Source organism: Pseudomonas sp. TTU2014-080ASC (assembly GCF_001446935.1).
In the GTDB taxonomy this organism is placed as follows: Bacteria; Pseudomonadota; Gammaproteobacteria; order Pseudomonadales; family Pseudomonadaceae; genus Aquipseudomonas.
In genome coordinates this window covers 110,981-130,258 of sequence record NZ_LKKK01000011.1, presented here as the reverse complement: position 1 = coordinate 130,258, position 19,278 = coordinate 110,981, and the positions used below count along the sequence as shown (strand labels likewise).

General features: G+C 56.8%; 22 protein-coding genes. 8 read left to right on the top strand and 14 right to left on the bottom strand.

All coding sequences use genetic code 11. The annotated features are described in order from the left end of the window. Window positions 1-32: 32 nt before the first annotated feature. The 3 genes from AO726_RS10950 to xerD all read right to left on the bottom strand — a co-directional run bounded on the left by AO726_RS10950 (window position 33) and on the right by xerD (window position 3,167). Window positions 33-1,337 (bottom strand): homoserine dehydrogenase, encoded by a 1,305-nt coding sequence (locus tag AO726_RS10950; protein WP_058068122.1) that lies wholly within the window; start codon window positions 1,335-1,337, stop codon window positions 33-35. A gap of 112 nt (window positions 1,338-1,449) precedes the next feature. Next, a complete protein-coding gene (locus tag AO726_RS10945) occupies window positions 1,450-2,178 on the bottom strand; it encodes a thioredoxin fold domain-containing protein (protein WP_058068121.1) in 729 nt (242 codons plus the stop codon). A 92-nt stretch (window positions 2,179-2,270) separates the two neighbouring features. Then, window positions 2,271-3,167, bottom strand: a complete 897-nt coding sequence (gene xerD, locus AO726_RS10940) for a site-specific tyrosine recombinase XerD (protein WP_058068120.1) — start codon at window positions 3,165-3,167, stop codon at window positions 2,271-2,273. Window positions 3,168-3,375: 208 nt separating this feature from the next. Here xerD and AO726_RS10935 point away from each other — a divergent pair, with 208 nt between their 5' ends. Then, entirely contained in the window at window positions 3,376-4,050 is a 675-nt protein-coding gene (locus AO726_RS10935) for a hypothetical protein (RefSeq protein ID WP_058068808.1), read from the top strand. Between the two features lie 13 nt (window positions 4,051-4,063). On the opposite strand, the gene AO726_RS10930 is transcribed toward AO726_RS10935, so the two are convergent. The 6 genes from AO726_RS10930 to ffh form a co-directional block, all read right to left on the bottom strand. Further along, window positions 4,064-4,468: an acyl-CoA thioesterase gene (locus AO726_RS10930; protein WP_058068119.1), complete on the bottom strand. Its 405-nt coding sequence runs from the start codon at window positions 4,466-4,468 to the stop codon at window positions 4,064-4,066. Between the two features lie 137 nt (window positions 4,469-4,605). After that, window positions 4,606-4,956 (bottom strand): 50S ribosomal protein L19, encoded by a 351-nt coding sequence (gene rplS, locus AO726_RS10925; RefSeq protein ID WP_058068118.1) that lies wholly within the window; start codon window positions 4,954-4,956, stop codon window positions 4,606-4,608. 40 nt (window positions 4,957-4,996) lie between these two features. Beyond that, window positions 4,997-5,749, bottom strand: a complete 753-nt coding sequence (trmD, locus tag AO726_RS10920; protein WP_058068117.1) for a tRNA (guanosine(37)-N1)-methyltransferase TrmD — start codon at window positions 5,747-5,749, stop codon at window positions 4,997-4,999. Between the two features lie 5 nt (window positions 5,750-5,754). Beyond that, on the bottom strand, window positions 5,755-6,291 hold the full coding sequence (gene rimM / locus AO726_RS10915; protein ID WP_058068116.1) for a ribosome maturation factor RimM: 537 nt from the start codon (window positions 6,289-6,291) through the stop codon (window positions 5,755-5,757). 5 nt (window positions 6,292-6,296) lie between these two features. After that, window positions 6,297-6,548, bottom strand: a complete 252-nt coding sequence (gene rpsP, locus AO726_RS10910; RefSeq protein ID WP_009867795.1) for a 30S ribosomal protein S16 — start codon at window positions 6,546-6,548, stop codon at window positions 6,297-6,299. A gap of 188 nt (window positions 6,549-6,736) precedes the next feature. Continuing rightward, window positions 6,737-8,110: a signal recognition particle protein gene (ffh, locus tag AO726_RS10905; RefSeq protein WP_058068115.1), complete on the bottom strand. Its 1,374-nt coding sequence runs from the start codon at window positions 8,108-8,110 to the stop codon at window positions 6,737-6,739. Window positions 8,111-8,266: 156 nt separating this feature from the next. Between ffh and AO726_RS10900 the strand changes: the two genes are divergently transcribed. Continuing rightward, window positions 8,267-9,067, top strand: coding sequence for a cytochrome C assembly family protein (locus AO726_RS10900; protein WP_058068114.1), 801 nt, complete (start codon window positions 8,267-8,269; stop codon window positions 9,065-9,067). A 33-nt stretch (window positions 9,068-9,100) separates the two neighbouring features. On the opposite strand, the gene AO726_RS10895 is transcribed toward AO726_RS10900, so the two are convergent. From AO726_RS10895 to AO726_RS10875, 5 genes are read right to left on the bottom strand one after another with little or no spacing between them, the layout of a single operon-like run. After that, window positions 9,101-9,820 (bottom strand): SGNH/GDSL hydrolase family protein, encoded by a 720-nt coding sequence (locus AO726_RS10895; protein WP_058068113.1) that lies wholly within the window; start codon window positions 9,818-9,820, stop codon window positions 9,101-9,103. A 17-nt stretch (window positions 9,821-9,837) separates the two neighbouring features. Then, on the bottom strand, window positions 9,838-11,019 hold the full coding sequence (gene purT / locus AO726_RS10890) for a formate-dependent phosphoribosylglycinamide formyltransferase (protein WP_058068112.1): 1,182 nt from the start codon (window positions 11,017-11,019) through the stop codon (window positions 9,838-9,840). A 32-nt stretch (window positions 11,020-11,051) separates the two neighbouring features. Next, window positions 11,052-11,240, bottom strand: a complete 189-nt coding sequence (locus tag AO726_RS10885) for a DUF1289 domain-containing protein (RefSeq protein ID WP_058068111.1) — start codon at window positions 11,238-11,240, stop codon at window positions 11,052-11,054. Further along, a complete protein-coding gene (locus AO726_RS10880) occupies window positions 11,240-11,764 on the bottom strand; it encodes a gamma carbonic anhydrase family protein (RefSeq protein WP_058068110.1) in 525 nt (174 codons plus the stop codon). Before AO726_RS10880 ends, AO726_RS10885 begins: the two co-directional genes overlap by 1 nt. A 19-nt stretch (window positions 11,765-11,783) precedes the next feature. Then, on the bottom strand, window positions 11,784-12,389 hold the full coding sequence (locus AO726_RS10875) for a CoA pyrophosphatase (protein ID WP_058068109.1): 606 nt from the start codon (window positions 12,387-12,389) through the stop codon (window positions 11,784-11,786). Between the two features lie 159 nt (window positions 12,390-12,548). Between AO726_RS10875 and AO726_RS10870 the strand changes: the two genes are divergently transcribed. The 6 genes from AO726_RS10870 to ptsP all read left to right on the top strand — a co-directional run bounded on the left by AO726_RS10870 (window position 12,549) and on the right by ptsP (window position 19,273). Continuing rightward, entirely contained in the window at window positions 12,549-13,106 is a 558-nt protein-coding gene (locus AO726_RS10870) for an NUDIX hydrolase (RefSeq protein ID WP_058068108.1), read from the top strand. Between the two features lie 15 nt (window positions 13,107-13,121). Next, complete coding sequence (locus tag AO726_RS10865; protein WP_058068107.1) at window positions 13,122-13,625, top strand: L,D-transpeptidase family protein; 504 nt, start codon at window positions 13,122-13,124, stop codon at window positions 13,623-13,625. A gap of 244 nt (window positions 13,626-13,869) precedes the next feature. Next, window positions 13,870-14,613: a GntR family transcriptional regulator gene (locus tag AO726_RS10860; RefSeq protein ID WP_152987281.1), complete on the top strand. Its 744-nt coding sequence runs from the start codon at window positions 13,870-13,872 to the stop codon at window positions 14,611-14,613. Between the two features lie 17 nt (window positions 14,614-14,630). Continuing rightward, window positions 14,631-15,722, top strand: coding sequence for an N-acetylglucosamine-6-phosphate deacetylase (nagA, locus tag AO726_RS10855; protein WP_058068106.1), 1,092 nt, complete (start codon window positions 14,631-14,633; stop codon window positions 15,720-15,722). Then, complete coding sequence (locus AO726_RS10850) at window positions 15,719-16,741, top strand: SIS domain-containing protein (RefSeq protein ID WP_152987280.1); 1,023 nt, start codon at window positions 15,719-15,721, stop codon at window positions 16,739-16,741. The genes nagA and AO726_RS10850 overlap by 4 nt, the downstream gene beginning before the upstream one ends. A gap of 9 nt (window positions 16,742-16,750) precedes the next feature. After that, a complete protein-coding gene (ptsP, locus tag AO726_RS10845) occupies window positions 16,751-19,273 on the top strand; it encodes a phosphoenolpyruvate--protein phosphotransferase (RefSeq protein ID WP_058068104.1) in 2,523 nt (840 codons plus the stop codon). Window positions 19,274-19,278 lie beyond the last annotated feature (5 nt).

The window sequence follows — 19,278 nt, the reverse complement described above, 5'->3', positions numbered from 1 at the left end:
CGCAGGTGCAATCACCTGCGGTTATCGGGTAATTAGCCGAGCTGCTCTACGCGGATGCGCACAACACTGCCCACAACGTCATCAAGCGCCTCAAGGGCATTGATGGCTTCGTTGATCTGCGCTTCCACTACGCGGTGAGTGACGAGAATCATCGGCACCAGACCATCCTGCTCCTCAACTTCTTTCTGCATGATCGACTCGATGTTGATACCGCGAGCCGACATGATGCTTGCCACTTGGGCCAGTACGCCTGGGCGATCCTTGGCATGAATGCGCAGATAGTATGCGCTTTCGCAGGCTTCGATTGGCAGGATCGGATGATCCGACAATGCGTCCGGCTGGAAGGCCAGGTGCGGAACGCGGTTGGTTGGATCAGAGGTCATCACCCGCACCACGTCGACCAGATCAGCTACTACGGCAGAAGCAGTCGGCTCCATACCGGCACCAGCACCGTAGAACAGCGTGCTGCCTGCCGCATCACCGTTAACCATCACCGCATTCATCACACCGTTAACATTGGCGATCAGGCGGTCAGCCGGGATCAGCGTTGGGTGAACACGCAGCTCGATTCCAGCCTCAGTGCGACGTGCTACACCGAGGTGCTTGATGCGATAGCCCAGCGCTTCTGCATAGTTCACATCAGCAGTGGTCAGCTTGGTGATGCCTTCGGTGTAAGCCTTTTCAAATTGCAGCGGAATACCAAACGCGATCGAAGCCAGGATGGTTAGCTTGTGCGCGGCATCAGTGCCTTCAACGTCAAAAGTCGGGTCAGCCTCGGCATAACCCAGCGCCTGCGCTTCAGCCAGCACGTCATCAAAGGTGCGGCCCTTCTCACGCATTTCACTCAGAATAAAGTTACCGGTGCCGTTGATGATCCCAGCCAGCCAGTTGATACGGTTGGCCGCCAGACCTTCACGGATCGCTTTGATCACCGGGATACCGCCAGCAACAGCGGCCTCAAAGGCAACAATCACCCCCTTCTCACGGGCCAGGGCGAAAATTTCATTACCGTGCACGGCGATCAGCGCTTTGTTGGCTGTCACTACATGTTTGCCGTTCTCGATCGCCTTGATCACCAGATCCTTGGCCACGGTATAACCGCCGATGAGCTCAACAACGATTTCGACTTCGGGGTTATTAACGACATCGAAAACATCAGCGGTCGTCGGCGTACCGGTAATATCGCACTGAGGGTTTTGAGAGCGCATAGCAATATGCACCACTTCAATACCGCGCCCAGCACGGCGAGCAATTTCCTCGGCGTTGCGCTTGAGCACATTAAAGGTACCGCCACCAACGGTTCCCAACCCACAGATGCCTACTTTGACCGGTTTCACACTGAACTCCCCATCCGTACTGCATAAAACGGCCGGAGCAAGCTCCGGCCGTCGAAAAAGAGCCGCACATTACGAAGCGGCTGTTTATTAGTCAATCGACAACTCGGGCTGGTTACTTACCAGCCTCAATCGCCACCTTGGCCAGTTGCGGTGCAGGCTGATACCCCGGAATCAGCCTGCCATTGGCCAGAACAATCGCAGGTGTTCCGGATACGCCAACCAACTGCCCAAGCTCATACTGTTTAGCAACCGGGTTGTCACAGGTTGCCTCCGGAACCGGCTGGCGGGTTTTAGCCAGGTTCATGGCCTGCTGGCGATCCTTGGCGCACCAAACGCTGACCAGCTCTTTGGCTGCGTCACTCTGCAACCCCTGACGCGGGAAGGCCACATAGCGAACCTCCACGCCCAAACGGTTCAACTCAGGTACTTCTGAGTGAAGCTTCTGGCAATAGCCACAATCTGTATCGGTGAAGACCGTAATGTGCGTTTTGGTTTCCTTAGCAGGAAAGACCACCATTTCAGAGGCAGGAATGGCTGCAATCTCTTTAGCAACACCGCGGCTCTCTGCTGCTTCGGTCAGGTTGACGGCCTTACCGTCTTTGACCTGATACATATACCCCTGCAACAGAAACTGGCCATCGGCGCTGGTGTAAAGCTGACGACCACCGCTAAGCTCAATCTGGTAAACGCCTTTCATCGGGCTTTCAGCGATCGCCTGAACCGGCAAATTAGGGTCCAGAGCATTGAGTGTCTTGCGGATCGCTTCATCCGGAGTGGCTGCGACAGAAACACTACTGACCAGCCCCATAGCCAATGCCAGTGCAAAGCGCTTTGAAAACATAAACTCTCCTGTCGCAATGAGCCATTCGTTAAATCCTCACAGCCTACCATAGAAGCCCCGTCAGGCCGATAACAGCGACACAAACGGCAACATCACCCCCGCGGATGGTGCTGGGAATGAAGCTCCTGTAAGCGCGCACGGGCAATGTGCGTGTAAATCTGAGTTGTGGATAAGTCACTGTGCCCCAGCAGCATCTGCACCACGCGCAGGTCTGCACCATGGTTGAGCAAATGGGTGGCAAAGGCATGACGCAGCGTATGCGGCGACAGACTCTTGCTGATCCCCGCCACTTTGGCCTGGTGCTTGATCCGGTACCAGAAGGTCTGACGGGTCATCTGCTCGCCGCGCAAGCTTGGGAACAGCACATCGCTCGGTTTGCCATCCAGCAAGAATGGCCGCGCCTCCTTGCAGTAACGCTCTATCCAGCTAATCGCCTCTTCACCCAACGGAACCAGGCGCTCTTTGCTGCCCTTACCGAATACCCGCAATACGCCCTGACGCAGGTTCACCTGCTCAAAGGTCAGTGCGATCAGTTCGCTCACCCGCAAACCACAGGCGTACAGGACCTCCAGCATTGCTCGATCACGCAACCCCACCGGATCATCTAAGTCAGGCGCAGCTAAAAGCGCCTCAACATCAGCCTCCGACAGCGACTTAGGCAATGGTCGTCCTAGCTGCGGAAGATCCACCTGCAAGGTGGGATCCTGAGTAATCAGCTGCTCGCGTAAAAGATAGCGGTAGAAGCCCCGCAAACCCGACAGCAGGCGTGCTGTAGAACGTGCCTTGTAACCTTCATTCATACGCCAGGCTAGATGATCGAGAATCACCTCGCGGCCTGCCTCTCTGAGCCCCACACCTCTGGGCTCGAGCCAGCCATTAAACAAAGCCAAATCACTTCGGTAAGCCGCGCGGGTATGAGCTGAAAGGCCTTTCTCCAGCCACAGTGCTTCAAGAAAACGGTCAATTAAGGGGTGATCAATTGCGGACATCAGTATTTCTCAGCAGACAGTGCGGGGCAGTGTCCATCAGAGCTCTCATTCAATCTAGTCCGGTAGAACTTCAGCCCGACTAAAAGCCTTACTTTTTATAAGCATTTTGATCAAATTTCAGGCAATACCCTATCCTTGGTTCGGTGACAAAGCAGCAAGGCCGGACGATGATTGCATCATGCTATTACTGCACAACAAGGCCCTTCCGATGTCCAAACATCAGCACTCTCGTCTTGGCCAGATTCTGATCAATAAAGGTCTGATCACCCGGCAACAACTTGACGCCGCCATTACCATTCAGCTAACCAGCAACAAACGGCTGGGTGAAATCCTGATCGAGCAGGGCCTGCTTACCGAGCGACAACTCAAGAAAGCCCTGAGTAAACAGACCAATCTGCGCTTGGCTGCAACGCTAGTGGCCGCACTGCTCAGCCCATTCCAGATCATCTATGCCAGCACGCCGGACACCGAGACCGCGTTCAGCCAGCAGGATCACCTCTCAGGCCTGCGCCCGCTGAGCGATCTTGAAATGAGCGAAGTTAGTGCCCAGGGCCTAGACGACGCATTGCAGGGATTGCTCTTGCAAGCTGAAGGCGGAAGCGGCCTGAGCACCGTTGCAAAACTCAGCAAACTGGTGATGCCGGTCCTCAACAACCTTGAAGCCGAAGTCTCGATGAAAGATGTTCAGTACGACATCAGTAAACTCACCTCAACTATCAATGCCGACGGCTCGGTCAATGTCAGGTTGCCCAGCTCGATTGGCGAACTGAAGTTCGACAATATCCGCGTGGCAGGAGCCGGACAGAATCAGTCCTTCGGCAATCTGAGCCTGCATGATATCGACCTGTCCCAAGCCTCATTGAGAGTCACCCTAAACCGTTAGGGCATTAACACCGTCAAACCGGTAATACCGGCACTGGTTTTTTGTTTTCATCGATAGCGACAAAGCTAAAGATGCCATGAATGGCACGTTCACGCCCGTCGCTACTCATACTCTCTACAAAGACTTCGACCTCGACCTTCAGGCTGGTATTACCCACAGAAACAACGCGCCCGACTAACTCGACAATCGATCCCGCTGGAATCGCGTGCTTGAAGTCAATTCTGTCCGAAGAAACCGTAACCAGAGGCAGGCGACAGAAACGGGTTGCAGCAATAAAGGACACCTCGTCCATCCAGGCCAGCGCGGTCCCGCCAAATAAGGTGTTGTGGTGATTGGTCGTCGGCGGAAAAACTGCCTTAGTGACACGGGTTTCAGACAGCGCACAGCGGCGCTGAATTTCCTGCTCTCTTGGGGTCATTGCATTACACCTGATAAGTCGTGCGACCTTCCCTGCCCGCCAAACAGTTGATACGGCAGCCAAGTCCACGACTAGATTTCCACCGCCCAGAAACGCAAAAAGCAGCCCGTAGGCTGCTTTTTGTCGGAAGACTGAACTTAGTTCAGTTTTTCCTTGATGCGAGCTGCCTTACCAGACAGGTCACGCAGGTAGTACAGCTTGGCTTTACGTACGTCACCGCGACGCTTAACAGTCAGGCTGTCAACCAGCGGGCTGTAAGTCTGGAAAGTACGCTCAACGCCAACACCGTTGGAGATTTTACGAACAGTGAACGCACTGTTCAGGCCACGGTTGCGCTTGCCAATAACAACACCTTCGAAAGCCTGCAGACGCTGACGGTCGCCTTCTTTCACTTTAACCTGAACGATTACGGTGTCACCCGGAGCAAAAGCCGGGATTTCTTTGTTCATCTGTTCAGCTTCGATCTGCTGAATAATCTTGTTGGTCATGCTGCGCTCCTAAGACAGGCCTTAGCCGGTCATCGATACGTTAACTATCGTCCCGCTGGCGGATGTATTCCTCCAGCAGCTTCTTCTCTTCTCCAGAAAGCGAGCGGCTATCCAGAAGATCAGCGCGACGTTCCCAGGTCCTACCTAAGGACTGCTGTAAACGCCAACGCCGGATGTGTTCATGGTTGCCACTAAGCAACACTTGAGGAACACGTTTTCCCTCGTACACCTCAGGTCGGGTGTAGTGCGGGCAGTCGAGCAGTCCATCCGTAAAGGAGTCCTCCTCGGCTGAATCGGCATGACCCAATGCACCAGGCAATAGGCGCGTTACCGCGTCGATCAGGACCATGGCCGGAAGCTCACCGCCGGACAGGACGTAATCCCCGATCGACCATTCTTCATCGACGTACGTCTCAATGAAACGCTCATCAATGCCTTCGTAGCGGCCTGCAATGAGAATTAAGGCACTCTCATTAGCCAGTTCGCGTACGGCTGACTGTGTCAGCTGGCGACCTTGCGGCGACAGGTAAATTACCTTTGCCGCACCACCTGCAGCCTGCTTTGCATCAAGCAGAGCATCTTCAAGCGGCTTGATCTTCATCACCATCCCTGGGCCACCACCAAAGGGCCGATCATCCACAGTGTGGTGACGGTCAGTGGTGTGGCTGCGCGGATTCCAGCAGGTCAGCTGTAACAGCTCCTGCTTCACCGCCCGGCTGGTGATGCCATATTCACTAATGGCGGCAAACATTTCCGGGAACAGCGTAATGACTTCAACGCGCAAATTGGCCATCAGGCTTAGAAGTCCGCATCCCAGTCAACCCGCATTTCGCCGGCAGCAAGATCAATCGACAACACACATTGCTCGGTATAGGGCAATAAGCGCTCACGATCATCCAAACTGTCGATGCAAGGCTTAACCACCATTACATCGTTGGCACCGGTCTCAAACAGATGATCAACTTTGCCGAGCAGCTGCCCGTCTTGATTGATGACCTTAAGACCTTCCAACTGATACCAGTAGTAGTCGCCGTCGCTCAGATCCGGCAGCTCACTGCGGGGTACACAAATCTCAAATCCGGCGAAGGTACGAGCCACTTCGCGATCATCAAGGCCCTTCAGCGTGGCTACCAGGACTTTGCCGTGCAAACGTCCACTGGCCAACTCAACTTGCTTAACCTCGCCTTCACGCCTAAGCGTCCAGCGAGGGTAATTGAGCACGTTAGTCAAAGGTTCAGTAAAGGAGTACACCTTCACGCCACCTTTCACGCCATACACCGAAACAATCTTGCCGAGGACTACGAGTTCCTCAGCGGGAGCTGGCGTCATGCTCATAATGCTTAGGCAGCAGCCTTAGCAGCTTCCTTGAGCAGCTGAGCAACACGCTCAGACGGCTGTGCACCCTGGCTCAGCCAGTAAGCAGCGCGCTCTTGGTTTACGGACAGCTTAACTTCTGCACCCGAAGCGATCGGGTTGAAGAAACCGATGCGCTCTACAAAGCGACCATCGCGCGCATTGCGGCTGTTGGTCACGGTCAGGTGGTAAAATGGGCGCTTTTTAGAGCCGCCACGGGCAAGACGGATGGTTACCATTGAACTTCGTTCCTGTAGTCGTTGCTGCAAAACAAAAATGCAAGCATAGGGCGCTAGGCCCGAAAGGCCGCATATTCTAAGGATTATCCGGGCTTTTGCAAATCTCTTTTTAAAAGCCCCGCGATATGCAGGCTGCAACCGTGAAGTGGCGTGCACCACATCACAGCAGCAACCCGTATTACTGCCAGTTACAGCTTGGGCATACCACCCGGCATCATTCCAGCCATGCCGCGCATCATTTTGGCCATGCCACCTTTGGCAGTGAATTTCTTCATCATCTTCTGCATCTGCTTGTGCTGCTTGATCAAGCGACCGATATCCTGCACTTGAGTCCCCGAACCCATGGCAATTCGGCGCTTGCGCGAACCGCTAATGATGTCGGGATCGCGACGCTCAGCCGGAGTCATCGAGTTGATGATGGCTTCCATTTGTTTGAATTGTTTCTCTGCCGCACCTTGGGCATTACCCATTTGCGCCAGATTCATGCCGCCCAGTTGGGGCAGTTTGTCCATGAGCCCGCCGAGGCCACCCATGTTTTTCATTTGCTGAAGCTGGTCGCGGAAGTCTTCAAGATCGAAGCCTTTACCCTTCTTCAGTTTTTTCGTGAGCTTCTCGGCTTTTTCACGATCCAGGGTCTGCTCGGCCTGCTCAATCAAGCTGAGCACGTCCCCCATACCAAGGATGCGAGAGGCGATACGGTCCGGATGGAACGGATCAAGCGCTTCGCTTTTCTCGCCCATACCAATGAATTTGATCGGTTTGCCAGTGATGTGGCGCACAGACAGTGCCGCACCGCCACGGGCATCACCGTCGACCTTAGTCAGCACCACACCCGTCAGCGGCAGCGCATCGTTGAACGCCTTAGCCGTATTGGCGGCGTCCTGGCCGGTCATGGCATCAACCACAAACAAGGTTTCGACAGGTTTGATAGCCGCATGCAGTGCCTGAATTTCAGCCATCATATCGGCATCAATGGCCAGACGACCTGCGGTATCGACCAACACCACATCAATGAACTTGAGCTTGGCTTCGCGGATTGCCGCCTCAGCGATCGCCACCGGCTTCTGACTGATATCAGACGGGAAGAAGGTTACGCCAACTTCGCCAGCCAAGGTTTCGAGCTGTTTAATCGCAGCCGGACGGTAAACGTCAGCCGACACCACCAGTACGGACTTCTTTTTGCGTTCTTTCAGGAAGCGGGCCAGCTTGCCTACTGTGGTGGTCTTACCTGCACCCTGCAGGCCTGCCATCAGTACAACAGCTGGTGGTGCCGCATTCAACGCGAGATCTTCGTTAGCTGCGCCCATCAGCTCTTCAAGCTCGGCACGGACGATCTTCACGAACGCCTGACCAGGCGTCAGGCTTTTCGACACTTCAGTGCCGACGGCACGCTCTTTGACCTTATTAACAAAGTCCTTGACCACAGGCAGAGCAACGTCAGCTTCCAGCAAGGCCATGCGCACTTCGCGTAGCGTATCCTTGATGTTGTCTTCGCTGAGTTTGGCTTTGCCAGTTACATTTCGCAGGGTCTGCGAGAGGCGGTCAGTTAAATTTTCGAACATGCGCGTTCCTTTCAGACTCTCCGGAGCCGAGGGTGGGCTTGCAACAGGTCGCGGATTATAGCGAAGACTCGTGACATCGGACACCGCCTGACGCTTTCGTGAGACTTGCGTTGTATGCCACACTGATTTCTTTTCAGGTTTGTCAGATTACGATTTATGGATTCTCTGCTTCCTAGCCTCGCCTCCGCTTGCCTTTATGCCGGCGCGACCATTTACCAGGGCCTGCACTTGAAACAAGGCAAGCCGATCAATAAACCCTTGCTGATCTCAGTCGGTATCCTTGCGCTGTTGCTGCACGCAGGCAGCCTGTCGATGCAGATGTTTGCTGGTAACAGCCTGTCACTGGACTTTTTCAACGCAGCCAGCCTGATTGCCGCTGCGATGATTCTCATTACTCTGCTGGCATGCTCCAGAATCCCCGTGGAAAACCTGCTGGTATTGATGTTCCCGCTGGGACTGCTAACCGTTCTTTCCGCCCAATTCATGCCAGTAGGTACAACCCAGCTGATTGATGAGGAGCCGGGAATTCTCGCCCACATCCTGCTCTCGATTACAGCTTATGGGCTATTGACCATTGCCGTATTCCAATCACTGCTGGTGTTACTGCAGGACTATCAGCTCAAACATAAGCATCCGTCGCGCCTGATCAAAAACTTCCCTCCCCTGCAAACCATGGAGAGTCTGCTGTTCGGCTTTTTATGGGCGGGCTGGATTCTGCTGTCGCTGTCATTGCTATCCGGCGCGCTGTTTGTCAGCGACCTGTTTGCCCAGCATCTGGCGCACAAGACCTTCTTCTCCTGCTTCGCTTGGGTTCTGTTTGCTGTACTGCTGTGGGGCCGCCATCAACTAGGCTGGCGCGGTCACAAGGCTATTCGCTGGACACTGATTGGCTTCTGCCTGCTGATGCTGGCTTATTTCGGCAGCAAGCTGGTTCGCGAATTTATCCTGCACGTCTGAGTCAAGGGCGGGCGCTGCCCGCCACTTCCCCACTTACACGTCCTCGGACATCCTTTCAGCCAGATTCTGCGCCCACACGCGATAACCAAGCGCCGACGGGTGAAAGCCATCCTCAGCTAAATAAGCCTGAGAGAACTCCAGCTGAATCGGCATATGGCGCACACCCAGCCTGCCGGCCAACCGTTTAAGCGCGGTATCCAGCAAGGCACCACGCCCTCCAAGTAGATACCTCAGCAGCCATGGCAATGCCGAAAAATGCTGCAGAGGGGGCACGCCACTGAAAGCAACCTTGACGCCCCGAGCGTGCAACGCTTCGGCCAGCGCTGCCTGTTCGGCAACCCAACGATGCACAGACGTGAGATGGGTGGTGTCATTGACCCCGAACACCAGCAGTGCCAAATCAGTAGGCTGATCCAACACTTCTGGCAGAAGTCGTGAACGGGCCTGCGCAACGGTGATCCCGTTTTCACCGCACGCCCGCCAACAAACAGGGCGCTGAGTGCGCGCAGTCAACGCCTCTGCCAACTGCGCAGCCAACGCGAAACTGGTGATAGTGACACCAACTCCGGCTACCGTTGACTCGCCCAGCACCAGCAAGCGCAAAGGCTCGCCAGTCTTTTCAGCCCCCGCCACACCAGTCTGCGGACCTTCAGCAGGCGGCAGGCGCAGTGCCGTGCGACGCGTATAGACGGCTAAAGGAAGAGCCAGCGGAGCCAGCACCAACAACTTCGCCCACCAGACATACGTTCGCACGGAACGGAGCTAACGCCTTACAGCTCGACGTTAACCGCTTGCGCGGCGCGGGTTGCCTTAGCGCGCGCCAGCTCAAGCGACTCGTCACGAGCCAGTGCAACGCCCATACGGCGCTGGCCGCTGACTTCTGGCTTGCCGAACAAACGCAGCATGGTGTCTGGCTCAGCCAAGGCTGCGCCGAGATTACCGAAGCTGACTTGCGTGGATTCACCCTCAACCAGCACCACAGCCGATGCAGATGGACCGAACTGACGGATCACCGGAATCGGCAAGCCAAGGATTGCGCGGGCATGCAGGGCGAACTCGGACAGATCCTGAGAAATCAGGGTCACCAGACCGGTGTCGTGCGGACGCGGGGAGATTTCGCAGAACCACACCTGATCGCCTTTGACGAATAGCTCAACACCGAACAGACCACGACCACCCAGCGCGCCTGTTACAGCCAAGGCAATGCGCTCGGCCTCAGCCTGCGCTTTCGGGCTCATCGGCTGTGGCTGCCAGGATTCCTGGTAGTCGCCCTTGACCTGACGGTGCCCGACCGGCGCACAGAAACTGGTGCCGCTGCCATGACGCACGGTCAGCAGCGCGATTTCGTAATCGAAATCGATAAAACCTTCCACGATCACCCGGCCTTTACCGGCACGGCCACCGGCCTGGGCGTACTCCCAGGCAGTTTGCAGATCATCAATGCTTTTCAGAACCGACTGACCTTTACCTGAAGAGCTCATGATCGGCTTAATCAGGCACGGGAAGCCAATAGCCTCGACCGCCGCCTTGCACTCCTCAAAGGAATCGGCAAAACGGTACGGCGAAGTCGGCAGCCCCAGCTCTTCGGCAGCCAAGCGACGGATACCTTCACGGTTCATGGTCAGCTGTGCGGCACGGGCGCTAGGGATCACGGTATAGCCTTCGTTTTCCAGCTCAACCAGCGTGGCGGTGGCGATGGCTTCAATCTCAGGAACGATGTAATGCGGTTTTTCCTGCTCGATCACGGCACGCAGGGCGTCGCCGTCCAGCATGTTGATCACGTGGCTGCGATGAGCAACCTGCATGGCCGGTGCGTTGGCATAACGGTCAACCGCAATCACTTCCACCCCAAGGCGTTGAAGCTCAATCACCACTTCTTTACCCAGCTCACCCGAGCCACACAGCAGTACACGGGTTGCACTTGGAGACAACGGGGTTCCAATACGGGACATGGATATTCCTCAGCAGATCAATAAATAACAGGTTAAAGCAGAATGCCCTGGGCCTTGGCACGCTCATGACAACGCATCAGCACCGCCCGGCGCTCCGTGTTGTCCATACGACCCCATTGGGTAATTTCGGCTGCCGTGCGCTGGCAGCCGGTACAGATATCGTGGTCATCCAGTGCACACACATGCACACAGGGTGAGGCCACCGGACGTTCCTGTTCCATCACTCCCCCTGCTCGGCCAGATCACGGGCATAGCGCTGTGCGTTATGGACGTAATGAGCAGCGCTGGCTTCAAGCATTTTCTTTTGCGGCTCGCTCAACTCACGCACCACCTTACCCGGCGAGCCCATTACCAGCGAGCCATCCGGAATCTCTTTACCTTCGGCGATCAGAGTATTTGCCCCGATGATGCAATGCTTGCCGATTTTTGCGCCATTGAGGATGACCGCATTGATGCCGATCAGGCTGTAGTCACCCACGGTGCAACCATGCAGCATGGCTTTATGGCCTATGGTCACGCCTTTGCCCAGCGTCAACGGAAAGCCCATGTCGGTGTGCATCACCGAACCGTCCTGCACATTACTGTTCTCACCGATGTGAATCAGCTCGTTATCCCCACGTAGCACCGCGTTAAACCACACGCTTGCGCCCTGCTCAAGCTTCACCTTACCCACCAGCGTTGCATTGGGTGCAACCCAGCTTTCAGGATGAGTCTCTACACGGGACGGCCCCAGGCTGTACTTCATGCGTAATTCCTCGGCTGCCTCAGGACAGCTTGATGAAATGTTCAGGCGGTTGGTGCATATCAATATGCACGTCATCAAAAGCCAGATTGACCAGCTCGACCACCATAATTGCAGTCAACCCCCAGATTTTATACTCACCAAAGCGATAACTCGGCACATACCAACTGCGGCCCAGATAGTCGATTCGGTGGGTCGTTTCCCGGGGATCCGCACGGAAAAACGTCAGGGGTACCGCAAAAACAGCGGCAATTTCGCCGTCATTGGGCTGATATTCAACAAAGTCCGGAACAACTCCGACATACGGAGTCACCTGAATACCGTGCCGGGACACCAGCGTGCTCAATGGCGCAACCATCTCCACTAACCCTGGCGGCAGACCGATTTCCTCCTGCGCCTCACGCAGGGCTGTATGCACCAGATCTAGGTCCTCAGGGTCACGACGCCCGCCAGGAAAGGCCACCTCACCACTATGGGTGGATAGGCCACTGGCACGCAGCGTCAGCACAATCTCTGGGTCGTCACTGCGGGTTATCGGCACCAACACGGCAGCCTCGGGATAATCCTGATTGAACGGCAAGAGATGGGGGCTGTAATTGCGCAAGCGATGAAGCAAATCATCCAGCATGGAGAATCTCAGCGTTTTTAAGTGTACGGATAATGGCATGAAACCCATGTACGGCCCAGCCCTGGCTTCCTCCCAAGCATGATCCACGGCAGGACGACCGCCACTTGTCGCCCCCCGGGCCTCAAGCCAAGATAGCGACGTACGCACAGAGGATCGCACATGAAGTTTTGCAGCAACTGCGGTGGCCAGATCCACCAGCTTATTCCCGCCGGGGACAACCGTCTGCGCCACGTTTGCAGCCAGTGCGGCGCCATCTACTATCAAAACCCGCGCATCATCGCCGGCTGCCTGCCAATCTGGGAGGAGCAAGTGCTGCTGTGTCGTCGCGCCATCGAGCCCCGCCTGGGATTCTGGACCTTGCCTGCCGGCTTCATGGAAAACGGTGAAACCCTAGAACAGGCTGCGGCCAGGGAAACCCATGAAGAAGCCTGCGCCCGTGTACGCAATCTGAGCCTCTATACCCTGTTCGACCTGCCACATATCAATCAGGTGTATATGCTGTTTCGCGCCGAGCTGGTGGACTTGGACTTTAGCGCCGGAGAAGAAAGCCTCGATGTCAGGCTGTTTCACGAACACGAGATCCCCTGGTCAGAGCTGGCTTTTCCTACCATCGGCCGTACCTTAGAATGCTACTTTTCTGATCGACACCATCACCAATTTCCAGTCCGTAATGAGCCACTTGCTGCACTGCGTGGGCACTACAAAAAAACTACCTGAACCACGGAATCTACAATGCGCTGGTTGTTCGCACTGATCTGCATGAGCCTCTGCCTGACGGCCCAGGCCACTACGACGCCCACTCTCAGGGGCTCGGTTATCGATAAAGTTCTGGTGGTCAAATCTGAACGTAAACTGCATTTGCTCAGCCGTGGCAATACGCTGAAAAGCTACCGCATCTCCCTGGGCAAGCAGCCTAAAGGTCCCAAAGAGCGTGAGGGTGATATGCGTACGCCCGAAGGCTTCTACTGGATTGACTGGCGCAAGCCCAGCGACAACTTCAACCTATCCATGCACATCTCCTATCCCAACGCCCGCGATCAGGCCCAAGCCCGCAGCAAGGGGGTCTCGGCCGGCGGCATGATCATGATCCACGGCACCCCGCTGGATGAGGAATACCCGGAATGGTATTTCCATACCCTGGACTGGACAGAGGGCTGTATCGCCATGAAGAACACCGACATGCGCGAAGTCTGGAATCTGGTCAAAGACGGTACCCTGATCGAAATCAGACCCTAATCACACCAGCCTAATACCAGCTGTCGCCTTAACCTGCCTTCTTGAAAACGCCGCTCTGCTCCCAGGGCGGCGTTTTTCTTTTAGCGATCAAACACTTGATTTAGACACTTAGAACCAAAAACAAGAAGCAGTTCTCGCACGCCTATTCCAACATCATCAAATCAGAAAAATTGGCATTGACCTGGTATTGGAGTGGTATTAGCTTCGACGACCACAACACTGCCGAGAAGGATCTGGCGCGCCCATGAAACATGCGATCGATCTGTTACTGACGCTTCGCCCTGACGGCACCCACCACACCCCGCTGTACCTGCAATTGGCCCGCAATATCGAAAACGCTATCCACGCCGGCCAATGGAAAGCAGAAGAGGCACTGCCTTCGGAGCGCAACCTGAGTGAAGCGCTCGGAATCTCCCGCGTCACCGCTCGCAAGGCCATGGAAGTTCTCTTCGACCAAGGCCTGATTCGCCGCAACCAAGGCTCAGGCACCTACATCACCCCACGCATGGAGCAGCCCCTTTCACGCCTGAGCAGTTTCAGCGAGATGCTCCGGCGCAAAGGTTTTAAGCCCAGCTCCAGCTGGATCAAACGCAGCATTGACCATCCCAGCCATACCGAACTGATCCGCCTGAGCCTATCGCCAACCGAAAAAGTGGTACGCATGAAGCGCCTGCGCAAAGCAGACGGCGTGGTGATGGCCATTGAGCTGAGCACCATTCCAGCACGTTTGCTGCCTGACCCGCAGGCCATCGGCGACTCTTTGTATGAATACCTTGACGCCATCGGCCGCCCGGTGGTGCGAGCGCTTCAACATGTCAGCGCGATCAATGCCTCAGCCACCGATGCGCGAATGGTCGGTATCGAGCCTGGCACCGCCATGCTGCTGATGACCCGGACCGGCTTCCTGGAAGACAACACGCCAATAGAACTGACAGAAACTTACTGCCGTAACGATTACTACGATTTCGTCGCAGAGCTGCGGCGTTGATCCCCCACGGAGCCGCTATGCTCGAAGGCAACATACTCACCGCACAGGGCTGGATCGCCGGACGCCTGCATATAGCCGACGGGCGCATCGAGCGCATCGAAGGCACGCCCTGCAACCCGGACGATAACGACGCGCCCTATTTGCTCCCCGGTTTTATAGACCTGCACGTACACGGTGGTGGCGGTCGCGACATCATGGAAGGCCGCGATGCCTACGCCAGCATTACCCGCACCCATCGCCGCTTTGGCACCACCTCTTTACTCGCCACCACTATGACCGCCCCCAAAGCCGAGATTGCTGCAGTTCTCAGCCAGCTCGGCGAATTCTGCAAAGCACCGCTGGAGGGCGGCGCACGGGTACTGGGTGTGCACCTTGAAGGGCCCTACATCAACGCCGGAAAACTCGGCGCGCAACCTAACTTTGCTCACGCTGCCTTGCTGGACGAAGTGGACGACCTGCTGCGCCGCGCCCCGATTCGGGTGATCACCATTGCCCCCGAAATTGCCGGACACCTGCCGCTGATCCGAGAACTGACCGCGCGCGGCGTTCGCCTGCAGATCGGCCACACCCTCGGCAGCTATGAAGACGGCGTAGCCGCTCTGGAGGCCGGAGCCACCAGCTTCACCCATCTGTACAACGCTATGAGCGGCTTGCATCACCGTGAACCCGGCATTGTCGGGGCAGCACTGGCCCACGCCCGCTATGCCGAACTGATACCAGATCTGCTGCATGTGCATCCCGGTGCGATTCGCGTAGCACTGCGCTCAATCCCCTGCCTGTACTGCGTGACCGACTCAACGGCGGCAGCAGGCATGCCAGATGGCGAATACAAATTGGGCAGCCATACCGTCAACAAATGCTTAGGCGGCGTCCGCTTGGCTGATGGCACGCTTGCGGGTAGCACCCTGACCATGGATCAGGCGCTGCGCAATCTGGTGCAGATCGGCCTGCCCTTAAGTGAAGCCTCACAACGCCTCTCGCAATTCCCTGCCGATTATCTTGGCCTGACTGACCGTGGCCGCTTGGAGCCGGGTGCCTGGGCGGACATTGTGCAACTGGACAGACACTTACAATTGCAAGCTGTTTTCGTGGAAGGAGCCACTCATTGACCTCACTTATGCTGGAAGAAGCCCTCTCCTGTGCGGACGTTGTCAGCCGCCAGCTCAAGGCTATAGACCCGATATTGCAAGGCCTCACGCAGCGCCTGAGACAGTCAGAGCCAGCTGTTGTCCTGACCGTTGCCCGCGGCAGCTCTGACCATGCCGCCAACTACTTTGCCTACCTGAGCATGCAATTGCTCGGCGTGCCGGTGGCCTCACTGCCCATGTCGCTTGTGACCCTGCATCGCGCCCCCTTACGTGCAGCCGGTCAGGTTGCCGTGGCCTTCTCTCAGTCAGGCCAGAGCCCGGACCTCATCGACACTCTGCGCACCCTACGTGAGCGCGGTGCGCTGAGTCTGTCGCTGGTCAATGCGCCGGACTCGCCTCTGGAAGCAGCCAGCGAACTCACCCTGCCGCTCAGTGCAGGCCCGGAAATCAGTGTCGCGGCCACCAAAAGCTTTATCGCCACGCTTAGCGCCGCCGCCCGCCTGGTTGCGTACTGGTCCGACGACAGCAACCTGCTGGCTGCGGGTGAGCGCCTTCCGGATGACCTAAGGCTGGCCGCAAAACTGGACTGGAGTCCAGCCATTGCGACCCTGCGTGACAGCCAGCGGTTGCTGGTGATCGGACGCGGCACTGGCTTTGCCATCGCTCAGGAGGCTGCACTGAAGTTCAAAGAGACCTGCGCCATTCAGGCCGAAGCCTTCAGCAGTGCAGAAGTCCGTCACGGCCCAATGGCGCTGGTGGATGAGCACTACCCGATGCTGATTTTCGCCCCACGCGGCCCGGAACAGGCAGGCCTACTGGCGCTGGCCGCCGACATGCGCCAGCGCGGTGCCAAGGTTCTGCTGGCCGCACCGGATGACATTGTCGAACGCGACCTAGACTTAGTATGTGCCGCCCACCCGCTGCTCGATCCGATTCTGGCGATTCAGAGCTTCTACGTCATGGCCGCCAACCTCGCTCAAGCCCGCGGCATGAACCCAGACACCCCGAAACACCTGAGCAAAGTCACCCGCACCCATTGAGGCCTCGTTATGAACAACAAGAATCTGGCCCTCAAGGCACCACTGAGCGGCCCATTAGTTCCGCTCAACCGCGTGCCTGACCCGGTTTTCTCCAGCAACAGCCTCGGCGAAGGAATCGCCATCGACCCCACCAACGACTGTCTGCACGCCCCCTGCGCTGGAGTTATCACCCACGTTGCCCGTAGCCGCCATGCCATCGGTATGCGCACCGAGCAAGGTATCGAAATCTTAATGCATGTAGGGCTGGAAACGGTGCTACTGAAAGGCCAGGGCTTTGATGTTTTAGTCAGCGAAGGCGATCAGGTCCGCGAAAGCCAACCGCTGATGCATTTTGATATGGACCGCATCGCCCTCAGCTGCAAAAGCCTGATCACCGTGATGGTGCTCAACGGCACCGAGGGGTATCAAATTCGTCCGCTGACTACACAACCAGTGAAGATTGGCGCGCCATTACTGCTGCTCAGCCGCAAAGATGAAGACTCATCCAGCAGCAGCCCAGAGGAGTCAATCGAGAACAGCCTGACCGCCAGCGGCACAGCTCTAGTGGCCCATAAAGGCGGACTGCATGCCCGTCCCGCTGCGCTGATCCGCCAGACAGCCGCCGACTTCAGCAGTGTGATTGAACTGCAGATAAGCGAGCGCACGGCAAAAACCGACAGCATTGTCGGCATCATGGGGCTGGGCATTGCTGAAGGTGATGAAGTGCTGATCATCTGCCGCGGCGAAGATTGCCAGCAAGCGCTGCAGGCACTGCAAAGCGTCATCAGCACTCCCAGCGGCGACCATGTCGCCGAACCCATCAATGCCGCTGTCCCCCCTCGCCCATCCAGACCCGCCCGCCCCAACACTCTTGAAGGCGTCACTGCCTCTCCAGGCCAGGTCAGCGGCCCACTTATGCGCGTAGATGACATTGCCCTGCCTGTGCAAAACGGCCGAGAAGACCCGAGAGAGCAGCATCTGGCGCTGGATTTTGCCCTGCAGCAGGTTCGCAATGACATTCAGGCCAACCTGAACCTTAATCACGAATTCGATAATCCGGACGAAACAGCGATCTTTACCGCTCACTACGCCCTGTTGGAAGATCCGGCGCTGCTGGACGCCGCCGATCTACTGATTGATGAAGGTGTGGATGCTGCCCATGCTTGGGACCGCGCTATTGAAATGCAGCGCTCCATCCTTAAATCCCTGGACAATCGCCTGCTCTCAGAGCGAGCCAACGATCTGCTGGACCTGAAAAAGCGCGTGCTACGGGTACTCCTCAGCGATACCGCCACATTGGACCTGGCTCCCGGCTCAATTGTGGCCGCCCACGAAATCACCCCATCCGACCTGGGGCCAATGGTCGATGCACGTATTGCCGGTATCTGCATGGCCGAAGGCGGTGCCACCTCCCACGTAGCGATCCTGGCCCGAGGCAAAGGAATCCCTTGTTTGGTCGCGCTTGGGCCCGAGCTATTGCAGCAGGAAAGCGGCCAGATCGTTGTACTGAATGCGGATGAAGGCCTGCTTGAGCTGAAGCCTACAGCTGAGCGTTTGCAGCAGATTGCTGAAGCAGAGCAACAGAACCAACTGGTGCGCCAGCGTCAGCAAAACGAAGCCCATCGCGAAGCCCTCACCCAAGACGGCCGCCACATTGAAGTTGCAGCCAATGTTGGTTCCAGCCACGAAGCCGAAGAGGCACTCAAGCGCGGCGCCGATGGTATCGGCCTGCTGCGGACCGAGTTTCTGTTTATCGACCGCAAAGACGCCCCCGACGAGAGCGAACAGCTAGCGGCGTATCAGGCCGTGCTGGAGGCCATTGGCAAGCGCAAGGTGATCATCCGCACCATCGACGTCGGCGGCGACAAACACCTGAGTTATCTGCCACTACCCGCAGAAGAAAATCCGGCACTGGGCCTTCGCGGCATCCGACTAGGACAGGCCCGCCCCGCCCTACTCGACCAACAGCTGCGCGCCCTGCTCAAAGTTGAGAGTGAACACCGGCTACGCATCATGCTGCCGATGGTCAGTGAAGTTGATGAACTGATCAGCATCCGCCAGCGCCTGATCCGACTGGCGGATGAGCTCGGCATTAAGCAACTGCCAGAACTGGGGGTGATGATAGAAGTGCCCTCCGCTGCTCTGCTGGCGGACCAGCTGGCCCAGCATGCCGATTTTTTCTCCATCGGCACCAACGATCTGTCGCAGTACACCTTGGCGATGGACCGAGGCCATCCTGGCTTAGCTCAGCGTATTGACGCCATGCACCCGGCACTGCTGCGGCTGATCTCAAAAACCTGCGCAGCCGCTTCACGCCACGGCCGTTGGGTGGGTGTGTGCGGAGCTCTGGCGTCTGATCCATTGGCGACGCCAGTTCTGATCGGGCTTGGAGTGGAGGAACTGTCGGTAGGCCCCAACCTGATTCCGGAGATCAAAGAACGCGTACGCCAGCTCAATGCAGCTGATTGCCGCCAACGCAGCCATGAACTGCTCAACCTGAGCAGTGCCCGCGCGATCCGGGAAAAATGCCGCGAATTCTGGCCACTGGCTTAAGACAA